Genomic DNA, 23832 nt, shown 5'->3' on the forward strand with positions numbered 1-23832 from the left:
GGCATCACCGCGTGGGAACCGGCGCCTCACCCGTGTAATCGTAAAACCCGCGCCCGGTCTTGCGGCCCAGCCATCCGGCTTCGACATATTTTACCAGCAGCGGCGCGGGGCGATATTTGGTGTCGCGGGTGGTCATGTAGAGCACGTTGATAATATCGAGGCAGGTGTCCAGGCCCACGAAATCCGCCAGTTGCAGCGGCCCCATCGGGTGGTTGAGGCCGAGCCGGCAGCCCTTGTCGATATCCTCGATCCCCGCGGTCGACTGGCCGAGCACAAACACTGCCTCGTTGATCATCGGCAGAAGGATGCGGTTGACGACGAAGCCGGGTTCATCCTGGCTCAGCACCACTTCCTTGCCCAGTTCGCGCGCGAATTCGGTCACGCGATCGGTGGTGGCCTGCGCAGTGGCAAGGCCGGGGATCACCTCGATCAGCCCCATCACCGGCACCGGGTTGAAGAAATGCAGCCCGATAAAGCGCGCCGGATCGGGCGAATGATTGGCCATACGGGTGATCGGGATCGATGATGTGTTCGATGCCATGATCGCATCGGCTGAAAGCACCTTGCCCGCCGCCTGAAAAATCGCGTTCTTGATTTCCTCGCGCTCGGTCGCGGCTTCGATGATCAGATCGGCCTCGGCCATCGGTGCGTAATCGGCAACCGGGGTGATGCGGGCGAGCAGCGCCTCGGCCTCGCCCGCTTCGATCTTGCCGCGCCCCATCAGCTTGACCAGCGCCTTTTCGACAGTGGCCTTGCCCGCTTCAGCGCGGGCGAGGTCAACGTCCGACAGCATGACTTTCATGCCTTGGGCGGCGACAGTCTGAGCGATGCCGGTTCCCATCTGACCGGCGCCGATGACGGCGATATTGCGCATGGTGTATTCCTTCGCAAGTGCAGCAAAGCGCTCGCCCTAGCGGGGAAGGTGCGGCCTGACTAGCTGCGTTCTCAATCGCGATTGGCGCCGGGAACCCACTTTATGTCCGCCTTACCATCATTATTGGCGGCGCGGCCCAACACGAACAGATAGTCCGAAAGCCGGTTGATATAACGCAGCGCCGCCGGATTGGTCGGCTCTGTTGCGGCCAGCGCGGTCATCGCGCGTTCGGCGCGGCGCGTCGCGGTGCGCGCCAGATGCAACCGCGCAGCCGCCTCTGTCCCGCCGGGGAGAATAAAGCTGGTGAGCGGCGCAAGCACTGCGGTGAGCGCGTCGATCCGTTCTTCAAGCCATGCAACCTGCGATGGCACAATCCGCAGCACCATGTCTGTTGGCGAAAAATCGTCATTTTCCGCAGGGGTCGCCAGATCGGCGCCCAGATCGAACAGATCGTTCTGGATGCGAAACACGCTATCGGCAGGCGCACCGCTCAATTTGCGCAAGGCGAAACCCAGCGCCGCATTCGCCTCGTCAACGGCGCCGATCGCTTCCATGCGCGCTGCATGTTTGGGCAGGCGCGATCCATCGACCAGCCCGGTCGTTCCATCATCCCCGGTGCGGGTGTAAATCTTGTTGAGCTTGACCATAGGCCTCAGCGCGCGACGGCAAGGATGATCACCACCACCACGATTGCCAGTGCCTGATATTTGATCCGCGCAAACATCGCCTTGTTCTGGGCGAGCTGCATATCAGTGGCGGTTTTACCCTCGCCGGTTTCAAGATCGATCCTGGTCGTCTTGAGGAAGGCAATGATCCCACGGATCAGCGAAAAGACGACAAGCCCCATCAGGACGAGCAGCACGGGCACAAGGACATAGTTCATGGGTGCATAATGGCCGTTTGCGCGTCAGGTTCCAAGCCGCAAATGCTGCAAGCGCAATTGCGCGGCAAGCACCAGCCCATCCTCGCCTGCCAACCGCCGTTCGGCCAAGGCTGGCGAACCGCGCCGCTTGGCGAGTTTCAGGCCCTCCCCGTCAGTCAACAGCGCATGGTGGTGCCAGCGCGGCACGGGCAGGCCGAGCAGCGCCTGAAGCGTGCGGTGGACGTGGCTCGCCGCGAACAGATCGGCCCCGCGCGTCACCAGCGTCACGCCGTCCGCCGCATCGTCGAGCGTGACGGCAAGGTGATAGCTGGCGGGCAGATCCTTGCGCACCAGCACCACGTCGCCCAGCCCGGACAGATCGACCGGGATTGTCCCGGCAAAATCATCCTCCCACACCAGCGCGCCGGTTTGCGCCAGCGCCCCGTCTGCATCGAGCCGCCACGCCGAAGGCAGCTCCGGGTCAGGCGGGTTATGCTTGCAGATTCCGGGATATATCAGGCCATCTGTCCCCGCCTGCGCCCCGGCATCGACGATCTGCTTGCGGGTGCAGGTGCAGCGATACAGCAGTCCGCGCGCGCGCAACGTTTCGGCGGCGGCGGCGTAGCTTTCCAGCCGGGTCGATTGCGCGGACACTTCTTCCCATTCCAGCCCCAGCCATGCCAGATCGCGGCGAAATTCCTCCGCCAGTTCAGGGCGTGAACGCGGCCCGTCAATATCCTCGATCCTGAGCAGGAACCGCCCGCCACTGGCCCTCGCCAGATCATGCGCGATGATCGCGGACAGCGCATGGCCCAGATGCAGCCGCCCATTGGGGCTTGGCGCAAACCGGGTCACCAAAGGGGCGCAATTCTGCATCGCGCCAGCCATGCCACAGGACATAACCTTGCGTCATCCACAGATTTGCCCACCGCCTGTCCACAGGAGGCCACTGTGGATAGTCATCCTGTCATGGGTTTGACTCTTTAGATTGGCACGCCATGATCCAGTCAATCAGGGAGGAACGCGCACCGTGTTCAATGCCGAACTGATCGAAAAGGCGGCCCAGTTCCGCAGCGCGGACGGCGATCCGGCGCGCAACCTGTCGGCGTGCCCGGCGCTGGTGCTGAATGCCGATTACACCCCGCTGTCCTATTACCCGCTCAGCCTGTGGCCGTGGCAGACGGCGATCAAGGCGGTGTTTCTCGACCGGGTGGATATTGTCGCCAGCTACGAACGCGAGGTGCATTCGCCCAACCTCGACATGAAAATCCCGAGCGTTATCGCGCTCAGACAATATGTGAAGCACAGCGAATTTCCCGCCTTCACGCGCTTCAACGTGTTCCTGCGTGATCGCTTTCAGTGCCAGTATTGCGGCAGCCACGATCATCTGACCTTTGATCACGTGATGCCGCGCCGATTGGGCGGGCGCACCACGTGGGAAAACATCATCACCGCCTGCGCGCCGTGCAACATGAAAAAGGGCGGGCGCACCCCGAAACAGGCGGCGATGCCCGTGCACCGCACCCCGATCCGCCCGACCAGCTGGCAATTGCAGCAGCACGGCAAGCTGTTCCCGCCCAATTACCTCCACGAAACCTGGCGCGACTGGTTGTATTGGGACATCGAGCTGGAGGCGTAATACCAGCGCGCTGAAATGCTTACGGAAAACGGCGCGGGAGTCGCCCCCCGCGCCGCTCTTTATTCTTGCTGAGAAACCCTTCCCTCAGAAAACTTCGAACAGGCCTGCCGCGCCCATGCCGCCGCCGATGCACATGGTGACGACGACATATTTCACACCGCGACGCTTGCCTTCGATCAGCGCGTGACCGGTGCAGCGTGCGCCAGTCATGCCATAGGGGTGGCCGATCGAGATCGAGCCGCCATTGACGTTGAGGATATCGTTATTGATGCCGAGCTTGTCGCGGCAATAGAGCACCTGCACCGCGAAGGCCTCGTTCAACTCCCACAGGCCGATGTCGTCCATTTTCAGGCCGGTGGCTTTCAACAGTTTGGGGATCGCGAAGACCGGGCCGATGCCCATTTCGTCAGGTTCGGTGCCCGCCACCGCCATGCCGACATAGCGGCCCAAGGGCTGAAGCCCCTTTTGTTCGGCCAGCTTGGCTTCCATCAGCACTGAGGCCGACGAACCATCCGACAATTGCGAGGCATTGCCTGCGGTAATGCACATCCCCGGCCCCATCACCGGCTGAAGCGATTGCAGCCCTTCGAGCGTGGTCGACGGGCGGTTGCCTTCGTCCTTGGTCAGGGTGAATTCGACATGGCTGACTTCGCCGGTTTCCTTGTCCTTCACCGCCATGGTGGTGGTGACGGGAACGACTTCAGCATCGAGATATCCGGCAGCCTGCGCGGCGGCCGTGCGCTGCTGCGATTGGAGCGCGTATTCGTCCTGCGATTCGCGGCTGATGCCGTAACGTTTGGCGACGGTTTCCGCCGTGCCAAGCATCGGCATATACACATCCTTGTGCATCGCGATCAGCGAACGGTCGGGCGACACCCGCATTTCCGGCGTCTGCACCATCGAGATCGAGTCCTGCCCGCCGCCGACGACGATATCCATGTTGTCGACGATGATCTGCTTGGCAGCCGTGGCAATCGCCATCAGGCCCGATGAACACTGGCGGTCGATGGTCTGGGCCGACACCGTCACCGGGCAACCGGCGCGCAGCGCGACCTGGCGGCCAATATTGCCCGCCTGCGTGCCCTGGGTCAGCACCGTGCCCCACACCACATCATCAATCGCGCCCGCTTCGATCCCGGCGCGTTCAATCGCGGGGGCGAGGCTGTAGGCGCCAAGCGTGGCGCCGGGCGTGGCATTGAAGGCGCCCTTGTATGCGCGGCCAATCGGCGTGCGGGCGGTGGAAACGATAACAGCTTCACGTGACATGGGAGGTATTCCTTTATTCTAGAGGGTGTGCCTCCGCGTGGGCGGAGGCCTCTGGCGTCTGCGCCGTCCCGAATGAAGTTCCCGCTCTCGCGGGAACACACATCGGGCTCACACAGGCCTTAAACGAAGAACTGCGTGATCCATTCGCAGATCAGCGCAGGCTTTTCCTCGCCTTCGATCTCGATGGTGATTTCGGCGGTCTGCTGCCACTGGCCGGGGCGCTTTTCGACCATTTCCAGAAGTTTCCAGTGGCCGCGAATGCGCTTGCCCGATCGCACAGGGGCGATGAAGCGGGTTTTGTTGCCGCCGTAATTCACACCCATCTTGATCCCGTCAATGCGCGGCATATCGCTGTTCGCGCTGAGGTAGGGGATCATCGACAGCGTGAGGAAGCCGTGGGCGATGGTGCCGCCGAACGGGGTCATCTTCGCCATGTCTTCGTTCACATGGATGAACTGGTGATCACCGGTCGCCTCGGCGAACTGGTTGATGCGTTCCTGGCTCATTTCGGCCCATTGGCTGGTGCCGATATTCTCGCCAACCTTGGCGGCCAATTCCTGCGGGGTCATCGGGCTCCTCCTTCGCGTTTGCGCCGACGAGATCCCGTGCCCGCCGCGCTGCTTGTGCGGCAGTGTCATGGCGCATCATCGGGGGGAGCGCAACGGCGGCGATTATGCCGTTACGGCACCGCGCATCTTGCCGCCGGCCGCCTGCTTGCACGCGGTGCTGCGATCCAGCAACGCCCGCGCCGAATCGATCCGCTGGCAATAGGAATGCAGCCCGATCTGCAAACCGACCAGCATCAGCATCACCGGCTGATAGGCAATCCCCTGAAACAGCGCGCCGACAAGATAGATTACCGCGCCCATCTGCAAGGCCGCCGCAAACGGCGCGATCCAGCGTTCCGCCTCATCCTCACGCCCGCGCCAGCGGCGCTGGATGCGCTCCATCTGCCACAGCCCCAGCCCGTGCAGCGCCAGCCAGATAGCAAGCCCCGGCCAGCCCTGTTCGCCCAGCATCTCGAACACCGAAGAATGGAACGCGCGGCCTTCATCGACCACTTCCTTGTATTCCAAGGTGGTGGTGTTTCCGGCGACCTCTTTAACCGGCATGACATAGGAAAAGCGGTTGCCGCGATAGGCATCGAACCCGCCGCCAAATGGCTTTTCATCGACGTAATCGAGCGTCCATTGCCACACCGCCACGCGGGTCGATGCGCTTTCATCGCCGCCCGGCGCGGTGATGGTGGCCATGCGTTCGTAATAGCTTTGCGGCAGGAACGGCAGCGCGGTGAGGCCCAGCACCCCTGCCCCGGCGATGAACAGCAGGCGGTGGCGGGTATAACGCAGCATCAGCACACCCAGCGCGGCGATGCACAGCAATCCGGTGCGCGCTTCGGTTCCGATGGGCACCAGCAGGCAGGCAAAGGTCAGCGCCGCCGCGAACGCCGTCACCGCCCAGTGCGGGCGAAACACCGTCCCATGCCGCACAAACCACCAGATCATCGGGATCAGCCCGATCGCAACCGTCGCCAGGGTTGAGCTTTCATAGATGCCGCTATTGTCGTTGACGAAGAATTTGAGGTTTTCATACCCGCCCCCGCCCAGCACGGTCTTCATCCCCGTGCCGATCACGATGGTGGCAATCGCCAGCACCAGCACCAGCGCCAGCCCTTCGATCCGGGCGCGAGTGGTGAGCGTTAACGGCAGGAAGATCGCAAACAGCAAGGCCTTCCACACCCAATCCCACTTGGTTGCGGCCTCGGCGGGAAAATCGGCGTTTCCGGTGGTCCACCAGCAATAGGCGAGCAGCGCCAGCATCAGCCCCTGCCGGGTGGTAAAGCGCGCGCCTTGTTTGCGATCCAGCGCCAGCCATCCGCCAAACGCAGCGGCAAACGCGATCAGCGAAACCGGCAGGCTGGCAATGATCGAATAGCCGATCCGCTGCGGGGCGAGGATGTCGATATAGACATACAGAAGCACCCACAGAAACGGGCGCCGGATGCCGAGCACCAGCACATATCCAATGAAAGCAAGGAAGGCGAGGTCGAGCATGGGTTACGCGCTATCGCCGTGCTGCTGCGTCGCGGGGTCATCAGGCTTGCGCGCGCGGCGCGCGGCGTTGCGGGCCGTCCCGCTATTCGCCTTGCGATTGGCCTTGGTGTCGGATGTCATCTGTTCGATCAGCGGATCGGTATCCAGCCCATCGCGCAGCACCAGCCGCAGCAACGCAATGGCAATCAGACCATGACCCAGCGCTAGCGCAAAATAATCGATCATCTCAGGTGGCTCCGGGCCGCGATACCCCTCATCCTTATACCGATGCAGTTGACGCGGCGTTAAGCACAGCTGCGGTAAGCGCTGGGGCCATGACCCGCGTGCTCCATGTCCTTGACCACTCGCTGCCGCTCCACAGCGGCTACACGTTCCGCACCCGCGCGATTTTGAAGGCGCAGCAAGGGCTGGGGCTGGAGGTGCGGGGGATTACCGGGCAGCGGCATAATCTTGAGGCTGCTGGCGGCGGATCGCCCGAGATTGCCGATGGCCTCACCTTCCATCGCACCGCAGGCCTTCCCGCAGGCCCGCCGGCACTGCGCGAGCTGGGCGAAATCAATGCGCTTGACCGCGCAATCCGCGCGTTGGCGGCAGACTGGCGGCCCGATATCATCCACGCCCATTCGCCCGCGCTATGCGGCGCGGCGGCGCAACGTGCTGCGCGCGCGCTGGGGATCCCGTTCGTCTATGAAATCCGCGCCTTCTGGGAAGATGCCGCGGTCGGCAACCTGACCGGCAGCGAAGGCAGCATCAAATACCGCCTCACCCGCGCGCTGGAAACGCGGGTGGCGAAAACCGCCGATGCGCTGTTCACCATCTGCGAAGGGTTGAAAGATGATCTGGCGCGGCGCGGCATTGCGCCGGGCAAGATCACAGTGATGCGCAACGGCGTTGACCTGTCGCTGTTCGGCCAGCCAATTCCGCACGACAATGCGCTGGCCGGGACGCTCGAACTTGACCCGGAAGCCCCGGTGATCGGCTATATAGGCAGCTTTTATGCCTATGAAGGCGTCGATGATCTGATCGCCGCGATGCCGCTGCTCAGGCAATCGCACCCGCAGGCCCGGTTGCTGCTGGTGGGCGCGGGGCCGATGGACGCCGCGTGGCGCGCGGCGGCGGCGGCCCTGCCCGATCCACAAGTGGTAATCTTCACCGGACGCGTTCCGCATGGTGAGGTGGAACGCTATTATTCGCTGGTGGATGTGCTCGCCTATCCGAGGAAGGCGCAGCGGCTGACCGATCTGGTCACCCCGTTAAAGCCATTGGAAGCGATGGCGCAGCGGCGGCTGGTGGCCGCATCAAGCGTGGGGGGGCACCGCGAATTGATCAACGATGGCGATACCGGCACCTTGTTCGCGCCCGATGATCCCGCCGCCTGCGCTGCGGCGCTCGCAGGCCTGCTGGATGCGCGCGAAGGATGGGACGCAATGCGCAATCGCGCCGAGGCCCATGTGCGCGCTCACCATGATTGGGCCGCCAATGCGCATAATTATCTTTCTGTTTACCATCTTTTGTTAGCCCGGAGCCTAAACAACAGCACGTCCGGCGCACGCGCCGCATCGCAAGCAGCGGGATGACACGCAAATGACCACGGGGCAGCAGGATCAACCGACGCAGCGCAGGCCGCGCAAGCTGTCGTCGCATCCGGCCTTTGCACCAATGCTTGGTGTCTGGGGGGCGGCGCTGGCCGGACTTTCGATTATGGTCATGCCCCCTGTCCTGATCGCACAGTTCAGCAAAGGCACTGTTCTGATGCTGCTTGGACAGCAGGCGCAGATCGTGCTGGCTATCGGCGGCGCATTGCTGCTTGGCGGCGCGCTGTTCATGATTGCCAGCCGCGCCAGCCGTGCGGAACGGGCCGGCGCCGATGCGCCCTCGCTCGTCGCGCGCGCGGCAAGCCATGTCCGCGCGATTGATCCCAAGCACGAACTTGGCAGCGCCAGCCTGGACGAACCGCTGGAGACCATGCCCTTTGCCCCGCCTGTGCCTGCGCCCTCTCCTGTCGCAGACGCGCCGGTGTTAGCACTGCCGCCGCCGCGCGCGCTTGATCTGGCGGAATTCGCGCAACTGCCGGGCCGTAACGCGGTGTGGGTTGAAGAATCGCCCGCACCGATCGCGGATGACGCGGCCACGCTTGCACCCCACGTCGAAACGGAACCTGTCCAGCCCTCACCCAAGTCGGAGGTGGCCACACTCCCATCTCCAGCCGCGAACCCCGGCACCACCGCGCTAACGCGTCTGCGCGCGATGCCAGTGCAGGAATTGAGCGTTATCCAGATGGTTGAACGCTTTGCTGGCGCACTGCACGAACACCGCACCACTGCCCCCGGCACAGCGGGCAACCGCCACGACATCGCCGCCCGCGAAGCCGCATTGGCCGAAGCGATGAAGGCGCTGGCGGCGCTGAGCGGGGAGCGCGGCGCGGCCCCTGAGGGTGAGCCGCTGCGCGATGCTATCGCCCGGCTGCAAGGACTGCGCGGCGCGGCCTGAACCGGGTAATAGGCGCAAAAGCTGCAAGCAATCCGGCGAGCTGATGCAGGTTACGCAATCTAATGATAGTTTGAATACCTCTGCGAGAAATAATACTTCACGCAAAGCCATTGCCAAACCCGCTTCGCGTCGGCATGAGAAGCCCGAAATCGGGTGAGGTAGGCCGCCTGCGGTAAATCTTGTCCGGAATAATCGTCGCCAAGCGTGCGTCAGGCGTTTCGCCACCATACGCACCTGTCGACATCTGACAGATCGGACTTTGCCATGGGATACCCCTCCTCCCAGGGTCTCTATGACCCCGCCAACGAACATGACGCCTGCGGCGTCGGCATGGTTGCGCATATCAAGGGCGAAAAAAGTCAGGCCATCATCGCGCAGGCGCTGGAGATTCTCGAAAAGCTCGATCATCGCGGCGCGGTGGGCGCCGATCCGCTGCTGGGGGACGGCGCGGGGCTGCTGATCCAGATTCCCGATCCGCTGATTCGCAAATGGGCCGACGCGCAGGGACACGATCTGCCCGCGCCGGGCGAATACGGGATCGCCATGTGCTTCCTGCCGCAGGACGATGCGGCGCGCGCCTTCGTCAAGGCGCGGATGGAAACCTTCACCGCCAAGGAAGGCCAGCGCTTTGTCGGCTGGCGCGCTGTGCCAACCACGATAGATGGCCTCGGCGCGGCGGTGATCGCATCAATGCCGGTGATCGAAATGGCGGTGATCGCACGCGGGCCGGACTGTGCCGATCAGGACGCCATTGAACGCAAGCTGCTGACCATCCGCAAACAGGTGCAGAACCCGCTCGCCCAGCTCGCCGAAAAGCACGGCCTGCCCGGTCTGACCGATACCTATCTCCCCAGCTGTTCCACCCGCACGGTGGTGTACAAGGGCCTGCTGCTGGCAACGCAGGTCGGCAGTTTCTACGATGATCTGCGCGATCCAGATTGCGTATCGGCGCTGGGGCTGGTGCATCAGCGGTTCAGCACCAACACCTTCCCCAGCTGGCGGTTGGCCCACCCGTATAGGTTCATCGCCCATAATGGCGAAATCAACACCGTGCGCGGCAACGTCAACTGGATGAACGCGCGCCGCCGCACGATGGAAAGCGACCTGCTCGGCCCCGATCTCGACAAAATGTGGCCGATCATCCCGCACGGGCAATCCGACACGGCCTGCCTCGATAATGCGCTCGAACTGCTGATCGCGGGCGGATATTCGCTTGCCCACGCGATGATGATGCTGATCCCCGAAGCGTGGAGCGGCAACGCATTGATGACGCCTGCGCGCCGGGCGTTCTACGAATATCACGCCGCGCTGATGGAACCATGGGACGGCCCGGCCGCAGTATGCTTTACCGATGGCCGCCAGATCGGCGCGACGCTGGATCGCAACGGCCTTCGGCCTGCGCGGTTCTGCGTGACCAAGGATGACATCGTCTGCCTCGCATCGGAAAGCGGCGTGTTGCCATTTGCTGAAGAAGACATCGTGCGCAAATGGCGGCTGCAACCCGGCAAGATGCTGCTGATCGATCTGGAACAGGGCCGCATCATCGAAGATGACGAGCTGAAGGCCGACCTCGCCAATGCCCAGCCCTATGCCAAGTGGCTGGCACAGGCGCAGTACAAGCTGGAAGACATCACCGATATCGTCCCCGAACTTGCCGCCATCCCACCCGAAGAAACGACGCTGATGGAGCGCCAGCAGGCGTTCGGCTACACGCAGGAAGACATCAGCCGCTTCCTTGAGCCGATGGCGGTGAACGGCGATGATCCGATTGGGTCAATGGGCACCGACACGCCGATCGCGGTGCTGTCGAACCGTGCGCGCTTGCTGTATGATTATTTCAAGCAGAACTTTGCGCAAGTCACCAACCCGCCGATCGATCCGATCCGTGAAGAACTGGTGACCAGCCTCACCAGCATGATCGGCCCGCGCCCCAATCTGCTAGGCCGCGACGCCGGGACGCATAAGCGGCTGGAGGTCGATCAACCGATCCTCACCAACGAAGATCTGGCCAAGATCCGCTCGGTCGAAGAGGCGCTCGACGGCGCGTTCCGCTGCGCCACCATCGACATCACCTGGGATGCCGCGAGCGGGGCTGATGGCCTCGAACTGGCGATCAAGGAAATGTGCTGGGCCGCGACAGAAGCGGTGCTGCAGGATCACAATATCCTGGTGCTGTCCGACCGCGCGCAGAGCGAGGCCCGCGTGCCGATGCCCGCATTGCTGGCAACCGCAGCGGTGCATCATCACTTGGTGCGCCAAGGCCTGCGGATGCAGACCGGGCTGGTGGTCGAAACCGGCGAAGCGCGCGAAGTGCATCATTTCTGCGTGCTGGCAGGCTACGGCGCGGAAGCGATCAACCCCTACCTCGCCTTTGAAACGCTCGAAGCGCTGCGCGCCAAGCGGCACCCTGATCTGACGCCCGCCAAGGTGCAGCAGAACTACATCAAGGGCGTGGGCAAGGGCATCCGCAAGGTCATGTCCAAGATGGGCATTTCAACCTATCAGTCATATTGCGGGGCACAGATTTTCGATGCGGTGGGGCTGTCATCCGCCTTCATCGAAAAGTTCTTCACCGGCACCGCCACCACCATCGAAGGCATCGGCTTGGCCGAAGTCGCCGAAGAATCGCTGCGCCGCCATGCGCAGGCTTACGGCGACAACCCGCTGTATGACGGGATGCTCGATGCTGGCGGGATTTACCAATACCGCCTGCGCGGCGAAGAACACGCCTGGACCCCGCAAAACGTCGCGCAATTGCAGCATGCAGTGCGCGGCAATGACCCGAAAAATTACGCAGAATTTGCCGCCAGCATCAATGAACAATCCGAACGCCTGCTGACAATCCGCGGCTTGCTCGAATTCAAGAAAGCCGACCAGCCAATCCCGCTTGATGAGGTTGAACCGGCAGCTGAAATCGTCAAGCGCTTCGCCACCGGGGCGATGAGCTTCGGATCGATCAGCCACGAGGCGCATTCAACCCTTGCCATCGCGATGAACCGTATCGGCGGGCGCTCAAATACCGGCGAAGGCGGGGAGGAACCATTCCGCTTTACCCCGCTGGCCAATGGCGATTCGATGCGCAGCCGGATCAAGCAGGTCGCCTCTGGCCGGTTCGGCGTGACCACCGAATATCTCGTCAATTCGGACGATATCCAGATCAAGATGGCGCAGGGCGCAAAGCCCGGTGAAGGCGGGCAATTGCCCGGCCACAAGGTGGACAAGCGCATTGGCGCGGTGCGCCATTCGACCCCGGGCGTGGGCCTGATTTCGCCTCCGCCGCACCACGACATCTATTCGATCGAGGATCTGGCGCAGTTGATCCACGATCTGAAAAACGTGAACCCCGTCGCACGGATTTCGGTGAAGCTGGTGTCCGAAGTCGGCGTGGGAACGGTCGCGGCGGGCGTGTCAAAAGCGCGCGCGGATCATGTCACCATTTCGGGCTTTGACGGCGGGACGGGCGCATCGCCGCTGACCAGCCTGACCCACGCGGGCAGTCCGTGGGAAATCGGCCTTGCCGAAACCCAGCAAACGCTTCTGCTCAATGACCTGCGCAGCCGCATTGCGGTGCAGGTCGATGGGGGGCTGCGCACCGGCCGCGATGTCGCCATTGGCGCGCTGCTCGGCGCGGACGAGTTTGGCTTTGCCACCGCGCCGCTGATCGCCGCCGGGTGCATCATGATGCGCAAATGCCACCTCAACACCTGCCCGGTCGGCGTTGCCACGCAAGACCCGGTGCTGCGCGCGCGCTTTACCGGTCAGCCCGAACACGTGGTCAATTACATGTTCTTCGTCGCTGAAGAACTGCGCGCGATCATGGCCGAAATGGGGTTCCGCACGGTGGCCGAGATGGTGGGCCGGGTCGACCGGCTCGACACCAGCCGGATGCAGCGCCACTGGAAGGCGCGCGGGATCGACCTTAGCCGCATCCTCCACCAGGTGGAACTGAAGAACGGCGCGTCGCTGCGCAACGTGGCGACGCAGGATCACGGGCTGAAAGGCGCGCTCGATAATCAATTGATCGCCGATTGCCGCAGCGCGATTGATACCAAAACCCCGGTGCAGATCACCCGCACCGTGCGCAACGTCCACCGCACGGTTGGCGCAATGCTATCGGGCGAAATTGCCAAGGCATATGGCCATGAAGGCCTGCCGATCGACACCATCCGCATCAATCTGACCGGGGTGGCCGGGCAAAGCTTCGGCGCGTGGCTCGCCCACGGGGTAACGCTCGATCTGGTTGGCGATGCCAATGACTATGTTGGCAAGGGGCTATCGGGCGGACGCATCATCGTGCGCCAACCCGAAACCGCGCCGCGCGCCGCGCAGGACAACATCATCGTCGGCAACACAGTGCTTTATGGCGCGGTGGCAGGCGAGGCATATTTCAACGGCGTCGCGGGTGAACGTTTTGCCGTGCGCAATTCGGGCGCGCTGGCCGTGGTCGAAGGCGCAGGCGATCACGCCTGCGAATACATGACCGGCGGCGTGGTGGTTGTGCTGGGCAAGACCGGACGCAATTTCGCTGCGGGGATGAGCGGCGGGGTCGCCTATGTCTATGATCCGGACGGCGACTTCTCCAGCCTCGTCAATCACGCACAGGTCGATCTGCTGCCGATTTCGGCGGCTCCCGATGCCGAGGAAGGAACGGGCCGCCCCACGCAGCGTCCGCGCTCGGTCAATGATTTCGGCATGGGCGACATGCTGCGTCACGATGCCGAACGCCTGCGCATTCTGGTCGAGCGCCATCAACTCCACACCGGCAGCAAGCTGGCGGGTGAATTGCTGGCCAATTGGGATGCGGCGCTGACGCGCTTCGTCAAGGTCATGCCGCGCGACTATGCGGCAGCGCTGAAGCGGCTGGAAGCGGAACGCCACGAAGCCGCCAGCGTCGCGGCAGAATAGATTTCAGGAACGAGACATTACAATGGGCAAGGAAACCGGATTTCTCGAGCTGGACCGCCGCGAGCGGGATTATCTCGATCCGCAGGAGCGGTTGAAGAACTACCGCGAATTCATCATCCAGCCGGATGAAGGCACGCTGGCGGGCCAGGCCTCGCGCTGCATGAATTGCGGGATTCCTTATTGTCACAACGGCTGTCCGGTGAACAACCTGATCCCCGACTGGAACCACCTTGTTTACGAAGCGGACTGGAAGCGCGCGCTGGCGATGCTCCATTCTACCAACAATTTTCCCGAGTTTACCGGGCGCATCTGCCCCGCCCCGTGCGAGGCGGCCTGCACGCTCAACATCGTCGATCAGCCAGTGACGATCAAATCGATCGAATGCGCAATCATCGATCGCGGGTGGAAAGAAGGCTGGGTCAGCCCGCAGGTACCCGCGCACAAGACCGGCAAATCGGTGGCGGTGGTCGGCTCCGGCCCGGCGGGGCTGGCCTGTGCGCAGCAACTCGCGCGCGCCGGGCACAGCGTCACGGTGTTCGAAAAGAACGACCGCATCGGCGGCTTGCTGCGTTACGGCATCCCCGACTTCAAGATGGAAAAGCACCTCATCAACCGGCGGTGCCAGCAGATGGAAGCCGAGGGGGTGACGTTCAAAACCTCCAAGGAAGTCGGCGTCGACATCTCGTTCAAGAGCTTGCAGGAAAACTTTGATGCAGTGGTGCTGTCCGGCGGCGCGGAAGATGCGCGCCCGCTGACCATCCCCGGCGCGGAAATGACCGGCGTGCGGCTGGCGATGGAGTTCCTGACCCAGCAGAACAAGCGCGTTGCGGGCGACGATGAGCTGCGCGCTGCCCCGCGCGGAAGCCTGCTCGCCACTGGTAAGCACGTGGTGGTGCTGGGCGGCGGTGATACCGGGAGCGACTGTGTGGGCACATCAAACCGGCAGGGCGCCGCCAGCGTCACCCAGCTGGAAATCATGCCCAAGCCCCCGGAAAAGGAAGACAAGGCGCTGACCTGGCCCGATTGGCCAATGAAACTGCGCACCTCGTCAAGCCATCAGGAAGGCGTGGAGCGCGATTGGGCGGTGCTGGCCAAACGCGTGATCGGCGACGGCGAAGCGGTGACCGGGCTGGAATGCGTCCGCGTTGAATGGGCGGGCGGCCAGATGCAGGAAATTGCGGGTAGTGAATTCACGATTCCCGCCGATCTGATCCTGCTGGCGATGGGCTTCGTCGGGCCGAAGAAGGCCGGGCTGCTCGAACAGGCAGGCGTGGCGCTCAGCCCGCGCGGCAATGTCGATGCCGATACTGATAGCTATGCCACCAGCGTTCCCGGCGTCTTCGCCTGCGGCGATATGCGGCGCGGGCAAAGCCTGGTGGTATGGGCCATCCGCGAAGGCCGCCAATGCGCACGCAGCGTCGATGAAGCGTTGATGGGGGTCAGCGAACTGCCGCGCTGATGGAACGAAGGCAGCTTTCGTGATTTGAGCACCGAAAGCTGCCTTCGGGTGCTACCCCGTTGCGGAAATCGTGGAACAAGGTAAATTCGTGCGATGACACTCATCCGCGGTTACAACCTGGTGCTGGGCGTCACGCTGTGTCTTGCTGCGCTCCTCGCAATCGGTTCAATGGCGCATGGAATGAGCCGTTACGCCGAAGAGCCGGAAGATGTTTGGCTCTTGGCCTTCTGGGCTGCATTTCTCACGCCGCTCGCAGCCTTGTGTCTCGCGAACGGACTTTGTCGCAGGTTGGCTGGCTCGATCTGGCTTAGGGCCGGCAACCTGCTCGCCGTATCGGCAATCTGGTTGTTCGTAATTATCGGACAACCCGATCCTGTCATCGTTGTTGTGAGTGCTTTAGCTGTTCTCGGGCCGCTACCTGCTTTGTTTCTGTCACAAACTCGGGCTGCTGCTGAGCAAGGCAGCTAACCACCCTTTCCTGGTCATTCCAATCAACACGGCGCGATGCCAAAATCTGCTACCATCAGTCATCCCAGCGGAAGCTGGGTTCTCACGCGGCGAGCACTGTCACTTGCGGCCCTGGGCCCCAGCTTTCGCTGGGGTGACGATGACAGCTTCTCCCCAGCCCCGGTCAATCGCCAGCGGCGGGACGCAGTAGTCGCTGATTGCTTGGCGCGGCGGTGGTTTTCGATGTATTGATAGGGAAGGGAAAAACAGGGGCGGCGCAATGGTGGGCAGGATTGACGCTGATGAGACGCGGAACGGGCAGCGCCCGTCGGTTTTCGTCAGCTATTCGCGCGTCGATCTCGACCGGTCGCGTCCGGTCATCACGCTGCTTGAGGCTGCGGGTTTCGACGTGTGGTGGGATGGCAAGCTCGAAGGCGGCGAAAACTACCTTGTCACCACTGAAACGGCACTGGAATCCGCTGATTGCGTAGTGGTGCTGTGGTCGCAACAGTCGGTTGTCTCGCACTGGGTCCGCGACGAGGCCCAGCGCGGACGCGAGCGCGGATGCCTCGTGCCGCTATCGCTCGATGGCACCATGGCACCGCTGGGCTTTCGCCAGTTCCAATTGCTTGACATCGCGGGTTGGTCGGGCGATCCGGCGGCGCAAGAAGCGCAGCGTATCCTTGCGGCGGTGCGTTCCAAGGCAGGCCAAACCGCACCCGGCCCCGCGCCCGTATCCCCGCTGGCGGCCGCGGCCATTCCCGTCAGCGGCCCTGTGCTGTCGCGGCGGGCCGCACTGATCGGCGGAACGGGACTTGCCGGAGCGGCGGCAATCACCGCAGGTTGGGCCATAGGCCTGTTCACCCCGGCTGCGGCTGGCGCGGTGTCGATGGTGGTTCTGCCCTTTTCCAATCTGACCGGAGACAAGAGCAAGGCGTGGTTTTCCGACGGCCTGTCGAATGAACTGCGCGCGGTGCTGGTTCGCAACCCGCGGCTCAAGGTCGCTGCGCCAACGTCCTCCAGCGCGATCGCGGGCGAGGACGAATTCGCCATCGGCCGCAAACTGGGCGTCGATCACATCCTGCGCGGCAGCGTGCAGCGCGATTCGGAACAGATGCGCGTTTCGGCCGAGCTGGTCGAGATCAATGGCGGGCTGGTGCGCTGGGCCGAAAGCTATGACCGCGCGGTGGAGGATGTTTTCGCGCTCCAGTCGGAAATCGCCGAAACCGTGGCCACATCGCTGGTGGCAACGGTGGCTTCGGACGATGAACTGAAGACCAGTATCGCGGCCCAGCGCGATGTCGGCGGAACCGAGAATATTGCCGCTTTCGAAGCGTTCCTGCGGGGTCATGCACTTTATGATCTGTCTGCCGGGGCAGCGACCGACCGGGCGGCGCTGATCCAGTTCGAAGCGGCGATCGCCGAAGATCCAAACTTTGCCGCAGCCCACGCCATGCGATCGACGATGCTTGCGGCGATCGCCAATAATGCCGCCAGCGATGGCGAGGAATCGCGCAAGCTGTTTTCCGATGCCATTGCCGCGGCCGAACGGTCGCTTGCGCTCGAACAGCGCCTCGCGCGGGGGCATCTCGCGCTTGGCTTTGCGCTCGCCAATGGCCAGCTCAAACCGGGAGCGGCATTGCCGCACTATCAGGCCGCCCAGCGCCTTGCTCCCGGCGATGCCGATGTGCTGCGCTCAGCGGCGAGTTTTCATGCCTATGGCACCGACCGGGCGCTCGCCGTGCGGATGATCGCGCAGGTGCTCGAACTCGATCCCCTCAATGCGCGGGCGTTCCGCACGGCCGGGTATATTGCCCTGTTTGCACGCGATTATGCTAGCGTGATCAAGCATATGCAGGGCGCGGTCGAACTCAATCCCAGCATTGCAAGCGCGCAGTTCGCCATGGCCATCGCGCGCCTGTTGCAGGGCGATGCAGCGGGCGCGCTGGTCGCTGCGAAGGCGGAGCAGGGGAAGGCCTATGCTCTCACCGCTATCGCGATTGCCTCGCACCGGGTTGGCGATGCGGCAGGTTCGGACGCGGCGCTTGCATCGCTGGTGGCCGAATACGAGGACAGCCGATACCAGCGGGCGCAGGTGCATGCGCAGCGCGGTGAGGCGGATAAGGCGCTGGCGCTTCTGGAAAAAGCCTTGAGTGCGACCGATCCGGGTCTGTTGTGGGCACCGAACGACCCGCTGCTTGATCCACTGAGGGGAGAGCGACGGTTTGATGAATTGCTTTTGCAACTAACCTCGTGATAGCTCTCTGCCGCCCATCCGGGGCAATCGAGGGGGAAATACCATGAAGAAGATCATGACTGCCGCCGTTCTGGCCGGCGCGGCGTTGGGGCTGGCTGCATGCAACGGCGAAACGACCGAGCCCGTGTCCGAAGATGTGGCCGAAGAAACCGGCACGGCCGAAGGTGATGCCGTGACTGACGAAACCACGACAGACGAAGACGCTGCGGCGCTTGAGGCGGCGGCCGCTGCTGCCGAAGGAACCGAAACCAACAGCAATCCGATCGGCCCTGCCGCGTCATCGGCGGACGGTGCCGCTGAATAAGGTTCGACTTCGTGCGGCCTGGCGTGCTGCCGGGCCGCACAAGGCTACCGTCGCCGCGCGGGCGTGCGGCCTGCCATGACGTCAGCGATCCATTCGCTTACCTTTGCCACGCGGGTGTAACGGCTGGGAACCCCGGTCGATCCGCATTTCTCGCCGGCGCTGACCACCCCGATCACCGTGGGAATGCGGCGTTCGTCGTCATAAGAGATGAGCGGGCCGCCGCTGTCTCCGTCGCAGGCTTGCGAACGGTCGGGCGCTGCCGCGCACAGCACGGCATTGAGCAGTGATCCGCGGAACTCGGTGCGCTTCGTGCAGGCCTCGGGATCTTCCAGGTGCATCCTTGCGCCGCGCAGATGATCGCTCGATTGGCCCCTGAACTCGGTCAGCCCCCAGCCATAGGTATAGACCGGCATCCCGGCATTGATCTTGCGCTGGTCGAGCGGCAGCGGATCGATCCGGATGCGGGCGATGGCATTGGTCGCCGCGCCTTTCTCTCCCGCGCGCTGGTCGAACCGGATCAGCGCAATATCAAAGGCGCGGCTCGGCTGGTGATAGCGGGGATGCGCCACGGCGCGCAGGATCGGGTAGCTGACCCCCTCGTCGGCTTGTGGGTTATAGACCCCGAGCCGGATGCGGTGCCCTGATCCGATCAAGGACTTGCCGTCCTTGTCCGTGATGCAATGGGCTGCGGTGAGCACCCAGCCCTCAGCGATCAGCGACCCGCCGCAGGCCACCCGCTGCCCGGGTGCGAGGTTTTGCCCACCCATCTGGGCCGGGCGCCACAGCAACGCCTGCCATGGCGCCTGCCCTGGCCGAAGCTGATAACCTCTGCTGACCCGGCGCACTGTATCGCAGAGGGTATCGAGATAGACCGCGCCGCGGAAATTTACCGACGAATATCGGCAAGGATCGAAGCGAGCATTCTCCGCCTCGATTGCGAGCGATTCCGCCACCCGGCGGGCCTCTTCGGCCGGGTCGGTCGGCTCGGTCGGCGGGCCAAAGCGGTCGTCCGCTGCCAGCAGCGGCGCTTCGGGATCAGACCCGGCGCGCTTGTACAATTCGTCGCAGAGTCTGGGCAGGCCGCGTTCGCACGCGTCAACAAGCAAGGCGTAGCCGCGCGCACGATCTTCCGACAGGCGGTTTTCGTCTGTCAGGCGCAGGCCGAGAGTCACGCAATCGCCCTCAATGCCGCCATTGCAGCCGATGGCATACCACTGTTCCGCCCGGGCCGCAGCTTCGGGTGAGGGGTCGATGAGCGCCATGTGCGCCGCATCGCGGCAAACCTCGCTCTCGCCCCCCTCGCACGCCATCCCAAGAAGCCCCAATCCTTCGGCCGGCGAATGCAGCGGTGACCATTCCGCAGTGTAAATCCGTCCGAGTGCGGCGCAATCGGCCATGCCCCCGTTTGCGCAACCGGCGGACAAGGCGGGCCGGTCGCGGATCTGCTGCGCTATGGTACAAAAATCGCGATCGTTCGCGCAGGCCCGGTCGAACAGGGCCTGCGCCTCGACCCGGTGTTCTGGCAGCCCGCGACCCTCGGCGAATACCGCCCTGCCGAGCGTCTGGCAGGCAAAGGCCGCCCCCGCGTTGCAGCCGCGATTGAGCGTATCGCGCAGTTCAGGCGTCAAATCCTCTGTTTTGTCAGCGTAGCGCCCGCCCAACAGGTCGCAAGACTGGACGTCCCCCGCGCGGCAATCGTTTATGCGCGATTGCAGTTCTTCGACGCGTTCGTTCTCGGAGGCGATGATGCCTGCCAGCGCGTCACAGGCCTCAGACGCGCCGAGGGTGCAGCCGCGCCGCAGCGCGATCATGCCTTCGTCCTGCGCGCCGGTATTGTCGACCATTCGCAATTGCGCGCCCAGCGCAAAGCAGCCTTCTGCCTGGCCTCCGTCGCAGGCCTGACGGAACAGCAATTCGGCCACCGGGCGATTCTGCGGCCTGCCCGCACCATCCCGGTATGCCCGGCCCAACGCGGCGCATCCGGTAAGGTCGCCCGCATCGCAGGCAGCTTCGGCCCGCGCGGCTTCGGCCTCGTCGCGTGCGCGCTCAGCTTCCGGTCGGTCCGGATCAGCGCGGTACCAACCTTCACTGCTTGACGGATAATCGTGCGGCACCTGCGCCTGCGCCGCTGCGGGAACCGCCAGCGCCAGCAACGCGCCCATCACTATCGCAATCCGTCCTATCACCGCACGCCCCCCGATTCCCCAACGGAATAATGCGCCCTCCTGCGCGTCCCGTCAAACCGTGGGCAGGCGCGCATCGCCCCTTGTAAGCGTGCAAGACTACACGTTAAGGTTGCCCCATCCGGCCTGTCCGGCAAAGAAGGACAGACCGCCTATGCCCTCATCGCCTTTTGCAGATCCCGACGCCGAATGGCAGCCGCGGCTTGCGCTGGGGGTCACCGGCCACCGCGCCACCAATCCTGCATTTTCCGCGAATAGCGCAGCGATCACGGATGCGCTGGCCAGGCTGTTCGCACGGATCGAGGGGATCGCGGCAGGCCTCCGCGGCAATCAGGGCGCGGTGCGACTGCACAGCCTGCTGGTTGACGGCACCGATCAGGTGGCTGGCGAACTGGCGCTGGCGCGCGGGTGGGAACTGGTGGTGCCGATGCCGTTCGGGGCCGATCTCAACCTTGCGATCAACGCCCATCCGACGACCCCGGCCGATGCCGCCGCGCTATGCCGCGGGCAGCCGGCCGCCGATCCGCAGGTGGAGGCGCATGCCGCTGCAATCCGGTCGATCACGGCGCGCGCGCATCTGTTCGAACTGGCCGATCGCGATGCGCAGATCGAAACGCTGTTGCTGGCGACCCTCACCAATCCGCAAGACCGCGACGCGGCCCGCTCCTATGAAGCGCTTGTTTCGGGCAATGTCGCGCTCGCCGGGCGGGTGATGATCGAACGCACCGATCTTGTGGTCGCGGTGTGGGATGGCAAGATCGCCAATCTGCCGGGCGGCACCGGCCACACGATCATCAGCGCGCTGGAAATGGGCACACCGGTGTTGCTGATTGATCCGACCGCGCCGCAAGAATGGTCGATCCTGACCCGGCCAGAGGAGCTTGGGCATCCCGAACGCAACAACGCCCCCGATGCGGTGCGACAGGCGCGGCTTGAGGCGACCATTCGCGCCGCGATGGTGGCGCAAGGTTGGCACCCGCAGGGGCCAAGGCGCGAACAGTGGCGCGCCCGCTCCAGTTTCGCCTTCAGTCTCTATCGCCTGATCGAGCGGGTGTTTGGCGAAGGCACCCTGATCCCCGGCCGGATGCGGATCGAATACGAGGCACCCGATGCCATCAGCACCGGCAGTGCAGCCGGTTTGCTGGCGGCGGCGGAGGCGGCGCCGGGCGCAGACCCTCTGCTCGTAGCCCGGCTGCGCGGAGTGTTGCTGCCCATGTTCGCCCGGGCTGATGGCATCGCCAGCCGTCTTTCCGATGCCTATCGCAGCGGCATGTGCGTCAACTTCGTGCTCGCCGCGTTGGCGGTGATCATCGGCCTAGCCTTCTACCCGTTCGGCCTTGCGGAGGTGAAATGGGTGTTTGCCTCGGCCGAACTGCTGCTGCTGGCGGGGATTCTGGTTATCACGCTTGCCGGATCGCGCCTTGGCTGGCACCGGCGCTGGTTCGAAATGCGGCGGGTTGCCGAATATCTGCGCCACGCGCCCGGCCTGCTGCTGCTCGGCGTGTCACGCCCGACGGGGCGCTGGCCACGAAAAGGCGGACGCGGGCACGAAGCCGAATGGCCCGAACATTTCGCTCGCCACGCGCTGCGTGAAGCCGGTCTGCCCCGAATCCGTCTGACCCGCGCCTATCTGCGCGCCTGCCTTGAAGGAGTAGTGCTTCCCCATGTCGCGGCCCAGCGCGCCTATCATGAGGTCAAGGCCGCGCGGCTGGAACGCGTTCACCACCGGCTTGACCGGCTGGCGGGGGCCAGCTTTCTGCTCGCGGTAATTTCGGTTCTGGCCTATCTGCTGCTCAAATTCGCGGCACTCGCGGGCGTGGCACCCACAGACTGGGCGAGCGACCTTTCGCCGCTCTTCACCTTCTTTGGCGTCGCCTTTCCAACCCTCGGCGCGAATATCGCCGGGGTGCGCTATTTCGGCGATTTCGAGCGGTTCGGAGCGATTTCGCGCGCGGCGGCAGAACGGTTGGGTGAGGTCGAAACGCGCATCGGTTTGCTGTTGTCAGGCACCGACACGGCGCTCAGCTATGAAGCCGCCGCCGAACTCCTGCACGCGGTGGATGATGCAGTGGTGGGTGAAATCGAAAGCTGGCAGGCGGTTTTCGGCGCGAAGCACCTTGCGCTTCCGGCCTGATCCCGGTCGTCCCGACTCTGCCGTATCCACCCCAATCCCCGCCGACCTCAAACACCGCGTGCGTGGGTGACGATCTCACCCGCAATCCGATCAATCAGCGGCATCGGGATATCGTGGCCCCATCCGGGGATCGTTACCAGCCGCGCGCCGGGGATGTGGCGCGCGGTATCCTCACCCGCCGCCAGCTTGACCAGCGGATCATCCTCGCCGTGCAGCACCAGTGTCGGCACCCGCACATCGGCGAGGCGCGAGCGGCGGCAGCCATCGTCGATGATCGCGGCCAGTTGGCGCGGCAGGCCTGCGGGATAGACGCTACGGCGGACATTGCGCAGCACCTTTTCGCGTTGCTGCTGCGGATCGAACGGAAAGCCGGGGCTGCCGATATTGCGCGCGATGTTGAGCCCGTGGGCCACCAGCGTTTCTTCATCCATCGCGGCCAAGGGCGCGACCAGCGCGTCCATCGCGTGCTTTTCGGCCTGTGGCAGCTTGCCATTGCCGGTGGTCGACATGATCGAGGTGAGCGAACGCAGGCGCGGGCCATGATGCACCGCCATCAGCTGCGCGATCATCCCGCCCATCGATGCGCCCACAACATGCGCGGTGTCGATCTCCAGCGCATCGAGCAGTCCGATCCCGTCATGCGCCATGTCGGTGAGGGTATAGGGAACCTTGGCAGGCCAGCCAAACTTCTTGCGCAGCACCTGCGTGGCGAGCGAGGGTGCGCGTGCGCCTTCCATCTTCTGGGAGAGGCCGATGTCGCGGTTGTCGTAACGGATCACGCGGAACCCATCGCCCACCAGCGCATCAACCAGTTCATCAGGCCACAGCGTCAATTGCGCGCCCAATCCCATCACCAACAGGATCGCCTCGTTTTCGGGTTTCCCGTGGTCTTCATAGAAGATTTCGATGCGGGTGTTCGGCGTGGTGATGGTCGGCATAGGTGACGTGGCCTCTCGCG

19 protein-coding genes are annotated in these 23832 nt (G+C 63.8%); 9 read left to right on the plus strand and 10 right to left on the minus strand.

What is annotated here, in order from left to right:
• Nucleotides 1-4: 4 nt before the first annotated feature.
• From ACSSV3_RS00175 to gluQRS, 4 genes are all read right to left on the minus strand, one after another.
• Nucleotides 5-874, minus strand: a complete 870-nt coding sequence (locus ACSSV3_RS00175; protein WP_354325240.1) for a 3-hydroxyacyl-CoA dehydrogenase NAD-binding domain-containing protein — start codon at nucleotides 872-874, stop codon at nucleotides 5-7.
• A 71-nt stretch (nucleotides 875-945) separates the two neighbouring features.
• Nucleotides 946-1521 carry a cob(I)yrinic acid a,c-diamide adenosyltransferase gene (locus tag ACSSV3_RS00180; protein WP_354325238.1) on the minus strand — a complete coding sequence of 192 codons (576 nt, stop codon included), beginning with the start codon at nucleotides 1519-1521 and terminating at the stop codon, nucleotides 946-948.
• Between the two features lie 5 nt (nucleotides 1522-1526).
• Nucleotides 1527-1757 carry a hypothetical protein gene (locus ACSSV3_RS00185; protein ID WP_354325237.1) on the minus strand — a complete coding sequence of 77 codons (231 nt, stop codon included), beginning with the start codon at nucleotides 1755-1757 and terminating at the stop codon, nucleotides 1527-1529.
• 24 nt (nucleotides 1758-1781) lie between these two features.
• A complete protein-coding gene (gluQRS, locus tag ACSSV3_RS00190) occupies nucleotides 1782-2624 on the minus strand; it encodes a tRNA glutamyl-Q(34) synthetase GluQRS (RefSeq protein WP_354325235.1) in 843 nt (280 codons plus the stop codon).
• A 142-nt stretch (nucleotides 2625-2766) separates the two neighbouring features.
• Between gluQRS and ACSSV3_RS00195 the strand changes: the two genes are divergently transcribed.
• A complete protein-coding gene (locus ACSSV3_RS00195; protein WP_354325234.1) occupies nucleotides 2767-3375 on the plus strand; it encodes an HNH endonuclease in 609 nt (202 codons plus the stop codon).
• 84 nt (nucleotides 3376-3459) lie between these two features.
• Here the strand turns inward: ACSSV3_RS00195 and ACSSV3_RS00200 are convergent, their stop codons facing one another.
• The 4 genes from ACSSV3_RS00200 to ACSSV3_RS00215 form a co-directional block, all read right to left on the minus strand.
• On the minus strand, nucleotides 3460-4641 hold the full coding sequence (locus ACSSV3_RS00200; RefSeq protein ID WP_354325233.1) for an acetyl-CoA C-acyltransferase: 1182 nt from the start codon (nucleotides 4639-4641) through the stop codon (nucleotides 3460-3462).
• Between the two features lie 119 nt (nucleotides 4642-4760).
• Nucleotides 4761-5210: a MaoC family dehydratase gene (locus tag ACSSV3_RS00205; RefSeq protein WP_354325231.1), complete on the minus strand. Its 450-nt coding sequence runs from the start codon at nucleotides 5208-5210 to the stop codon at nucleotides 4761-4763.
• A 102-nt stretch (nucleotides 5211-5312) separates the two neighbouring features.
• Nucleotides 5313-6695, minus strand: coding sequence for a DUF5935 domain-containing protein (locus ACSSV3_RS00210; protein WP_354325230.1), 1383 nt, complete (start codon nucleotides 6693-6695; stop codon nucleotides 5313-5315).
• Nucleotides 6696-6698: 3 nt separating this feature from the next.
• Nucleotides 6699-6920 (minus strand): hypothetical protein, encoded by a 222-nt coding sequence (locus tag ACSSV3_RS00215; protein WP_354325228.1) that lies wholly within the window; start codon nucleotides 6918-6920, stop codon nucleotides 6699-6701.
• A gap of 89 nt (nucleotides 6921-7009) precedes the next feature.
• Between ACSSV3_RS00215 and ACSSV3_RS00220 the strand changes: the two genes are divergently transcribed.
• From ACSSV3_RS00220 to ACSSV3_RS00250, 7 genes are all read left to right on the plus strand, one after another.
• Nucleotides 7010-8272, plus strand: a complete 1263-nt coding sequence (locus ACSSV3_RS00220) for a TIGR04063 family PEP-CTERM/XrtA system glycosyltransferase (RefSeq protein ID WP_354325226.1) — start codon at nucleotides 7010-7012, stop codon at nucleotides 8270-8272.
• A gap of 7 nt (nucleotides 8273-8279) precedes the next feature.
• On the plus strand, nucleotides 8280-9185 hold the full coding sequence (locus ACSSV3_RS00225; protein ID WP_354325224.1) for a hypothetical protein: 906 nt from the start codon (nucleotides 8280-8282) through the stop codon (nucleotides 9183-9185).
• A gap of 264 nt (nucleotides 9186-9449) precedes the next feature.
• Entirely contained in the window at nucleotides 9450-14090 is a 4641-nt protein-coding gene (gene gltB / locus ACSSV3_RS00230; RefSeq protein WP_354325223.1) for a glutamate synthase large subunit, read from the plus strand.
• 22 nt (nucleotides 14091-14112) lie between these two features.
• A complete protein-coding gene (locus tag ACSSV3_RS00235) occupies nucleotides 14113-15549 on the plus strand; it encodes a glutamate synthase subunit beta (protein ID WP_354325221.1) in 1437 nt (478 codons plus the stop codon).
• Between the two features lie 93 nt (nucleotides 15550-15642).
• Entirely contained in the window at nucleotides 15643-16017 is a 375-nt protein-coding gene (locus ACSSV3_RS00240; protein WP_354325220.1) for a hypothetical protein, read from the plus strand.
• 259 nt (nucleotides 16018-16276) lie between these two features.
• Nucleotides 16277-18253, plus strand: coding sequence for a TIR domain-containing protein (locus ACSSV3_RS00245; protein WP_354325218.1), 1977 nt, complete (start codon nucleotides 16277-16279; stop codon nucleotides 18251-18253).
• Between the two features lie 43 nt (nucleotides 18254-18296).
• Nucleotides 18297-18557 (plus strand): hypothetical protein, encoded by a 261-nt coding sequence (locus tag ACSSV3_RS00250; protein WP_354325216.1) that lies wholly within the window; start codon nucleotides 18297-18299, stop codon nucleotides 18555-18557.
• Nucleotides 18558-18601: 44 nt separating this feature from the next.
• Here the strand turns inward: ACSSV3_RS00250 and ACSSV3_RS00255 are convergent, their stop codons facing one another.
• Entirely contained in the window at nucleotides 18602-20719 is a 2118-nt protein-coding gene (locus tag ACSSV3_RS00255) for a trypsin-like serine protease (protein WP_354325316.1), read from the minus strand.
• Between the two features lie 175 nt (nucleotides 20720-20894).
• Between ACSSV3_RS00255 and ACSSV3_RS00260 the strand changes: the two genes are divergently transcribed.
• Entirely contained in the window at nucleotides 20895-22874 is a 1980-nt protein-coding gene (locus ACSSV3_RS00260; RefSeq protein ID WP_354325214.1) for a hypothetical protein, read from the plus strand.
• A gap of 47 nt (nucleotides 22875-22921) precedes the next feature.
• Here ACSSV3_RS00260 and ACSSV3_RS00265 read toward each other — a convergent pair whose 3' ends face one another.
• On the minus strand, nucleotides 22922-23812 hold the full coding sequence (locus ACSSV3_RS00265) for an alpha/beta fold hydrolase (RefSeq protein ID WP_354325212.1): 891 nt from the start codon (nucleotides 23810-23812) through the stop codon (nucleotides 22922-22924).
• Nucleotides 23813-23832: the final 20 nt, after the last annotated feature.

It is taken from the genome of Porphyrobacter sp. MBR-49 (assembly GCF_053628655.1).

Bases quoted from the DNA above. Each gene is read 5' to 3' on its own strand.
- ACSSV3_RS00175 (WP_354325240.1), bottom strand. From the start codon at position 874: ATGCGCAATATCGCCGTCATCGGCGCCGGTCAGATGGGAACCGGCATC.
- ACSSV3_RS00180 (WP_354325238.1), bottom strand. From the start codon at position 1,521: ATGGTCAAGCTCAACAAGATTTACACCCGCACCGGGGATGATGGAACG.
- ACSSV3_RS00185 (WP_354325237.1), bottom strand. From the start codon at position 1,757: ATGAACTATGTCCTTGTGCCCGTGCTGCTCGTCCTGATGGGGCTTGTC.
- gluQRS (WP_354325235.1), bottom strand. From the start codon at position 2,624: ATGGCTGGCGCGATGCAGAATTGCGCCCCTTTGGTGACCCGGTTTGCG.
- ACSSV3_RS00200 (WP_354325233.1), bottom strand. From the start codon at position 4,641: ATGTCACGTGAAGCTGTTATCGTTTCCACCGCCCGCACGCCGATTGGC.
- ACSSV3_RS00205 (WP_354325231.1), bottom strand. From the start codon at position 5,210: ATGACCCCGCAGGAATTGGCCGCCAAGGTTGGCGAGAATATCGGCACC.
- ACSSV3_RS00210 (WP_354325230.1), bottom strand. From the start codon at position 6,695: ATGCTCGACCTCGCCTTCCTTGCTTTCATTGGATATGTGCTGGTGCTC.
- ACSSV3_RS00215 (WP_354325228.1), bottom strand. From the start codon at position 6,920: ATGATCGATTATTTTGCGCTAGCGCTGGGTCATGGTCTGATTGCCATT.
- ACSSV3_RS00220 (WP_354325226.1), top strand. From the start codon at position 7,010: ATGACCCGCGTGCTCCATGTCCTTGACCACTCGCTGCCGCTCCACAGC.
- ACSSV3_RS00225 (WP_354325224.1), top strand. From the start codon at position 8,280: ATGACCACGGGGCAGCAGGATCAACCGACGCAGCGCAGGCCGCGCAAG.
- gltB (WP_354325223.1), top strand. From the start codon at position 9,450: ATGGGATACCCCTCCTCCCAGGGTCTCTATGACCCCGCCAACGAACAT.
- ACSSV3_RS00235 (WP_354325221.1), top strand. From the start codon at position 14,113: ATGGGCAAGGAAACCGGATTTCTCGAGCTGGACCGCCGCGAGCGGGAT.
- ACSSV3_RS00240 (WP_354325220.1), top strand. From the start codon at position 15,643: ATGACACTCATCCGCGGTTACAACCTGGTGCTGGGCGTCACGCTGTGT.
- ACSSV3_RS00245 (WP_354325218.1), top strand. From the start codon at position 16,277: ATGGTGGGCAGGATTGACGCTGATGAGACGCGGAACGGGCAGCGCCCG.
- ACSSV3_RS00250 (WP_354325216.1), top strand. From the start codon at position 18,297: ATGAAGAAGATCATGACTGCCGCCGTTCTGGCCGGCGCGGCGTTGGGG.
- ACSSV3_RS00255 (WP_354325316.1), bottom strand. From the start codon at position 20,719: ATGGGCGCGTTGCTGGCGCTGGCGGTTCCCGCAGCGGCGCAGGCGCAG.
- ACSSV3_RS00260 (WP_354325214.1), top strand. From the start codon at position 20,895: ATGCCCTCATCGCCTTTTGCAGATCCCGACGCCGAATGGCAGCCGCGG.
- ACSSV3_RS00265 (WP_354325212.1), bottom strand. From the start codon at position 23,812: ATGCCGACCATCACCACGCCGAACACCCGCATCGAAATCTTCTATGAA.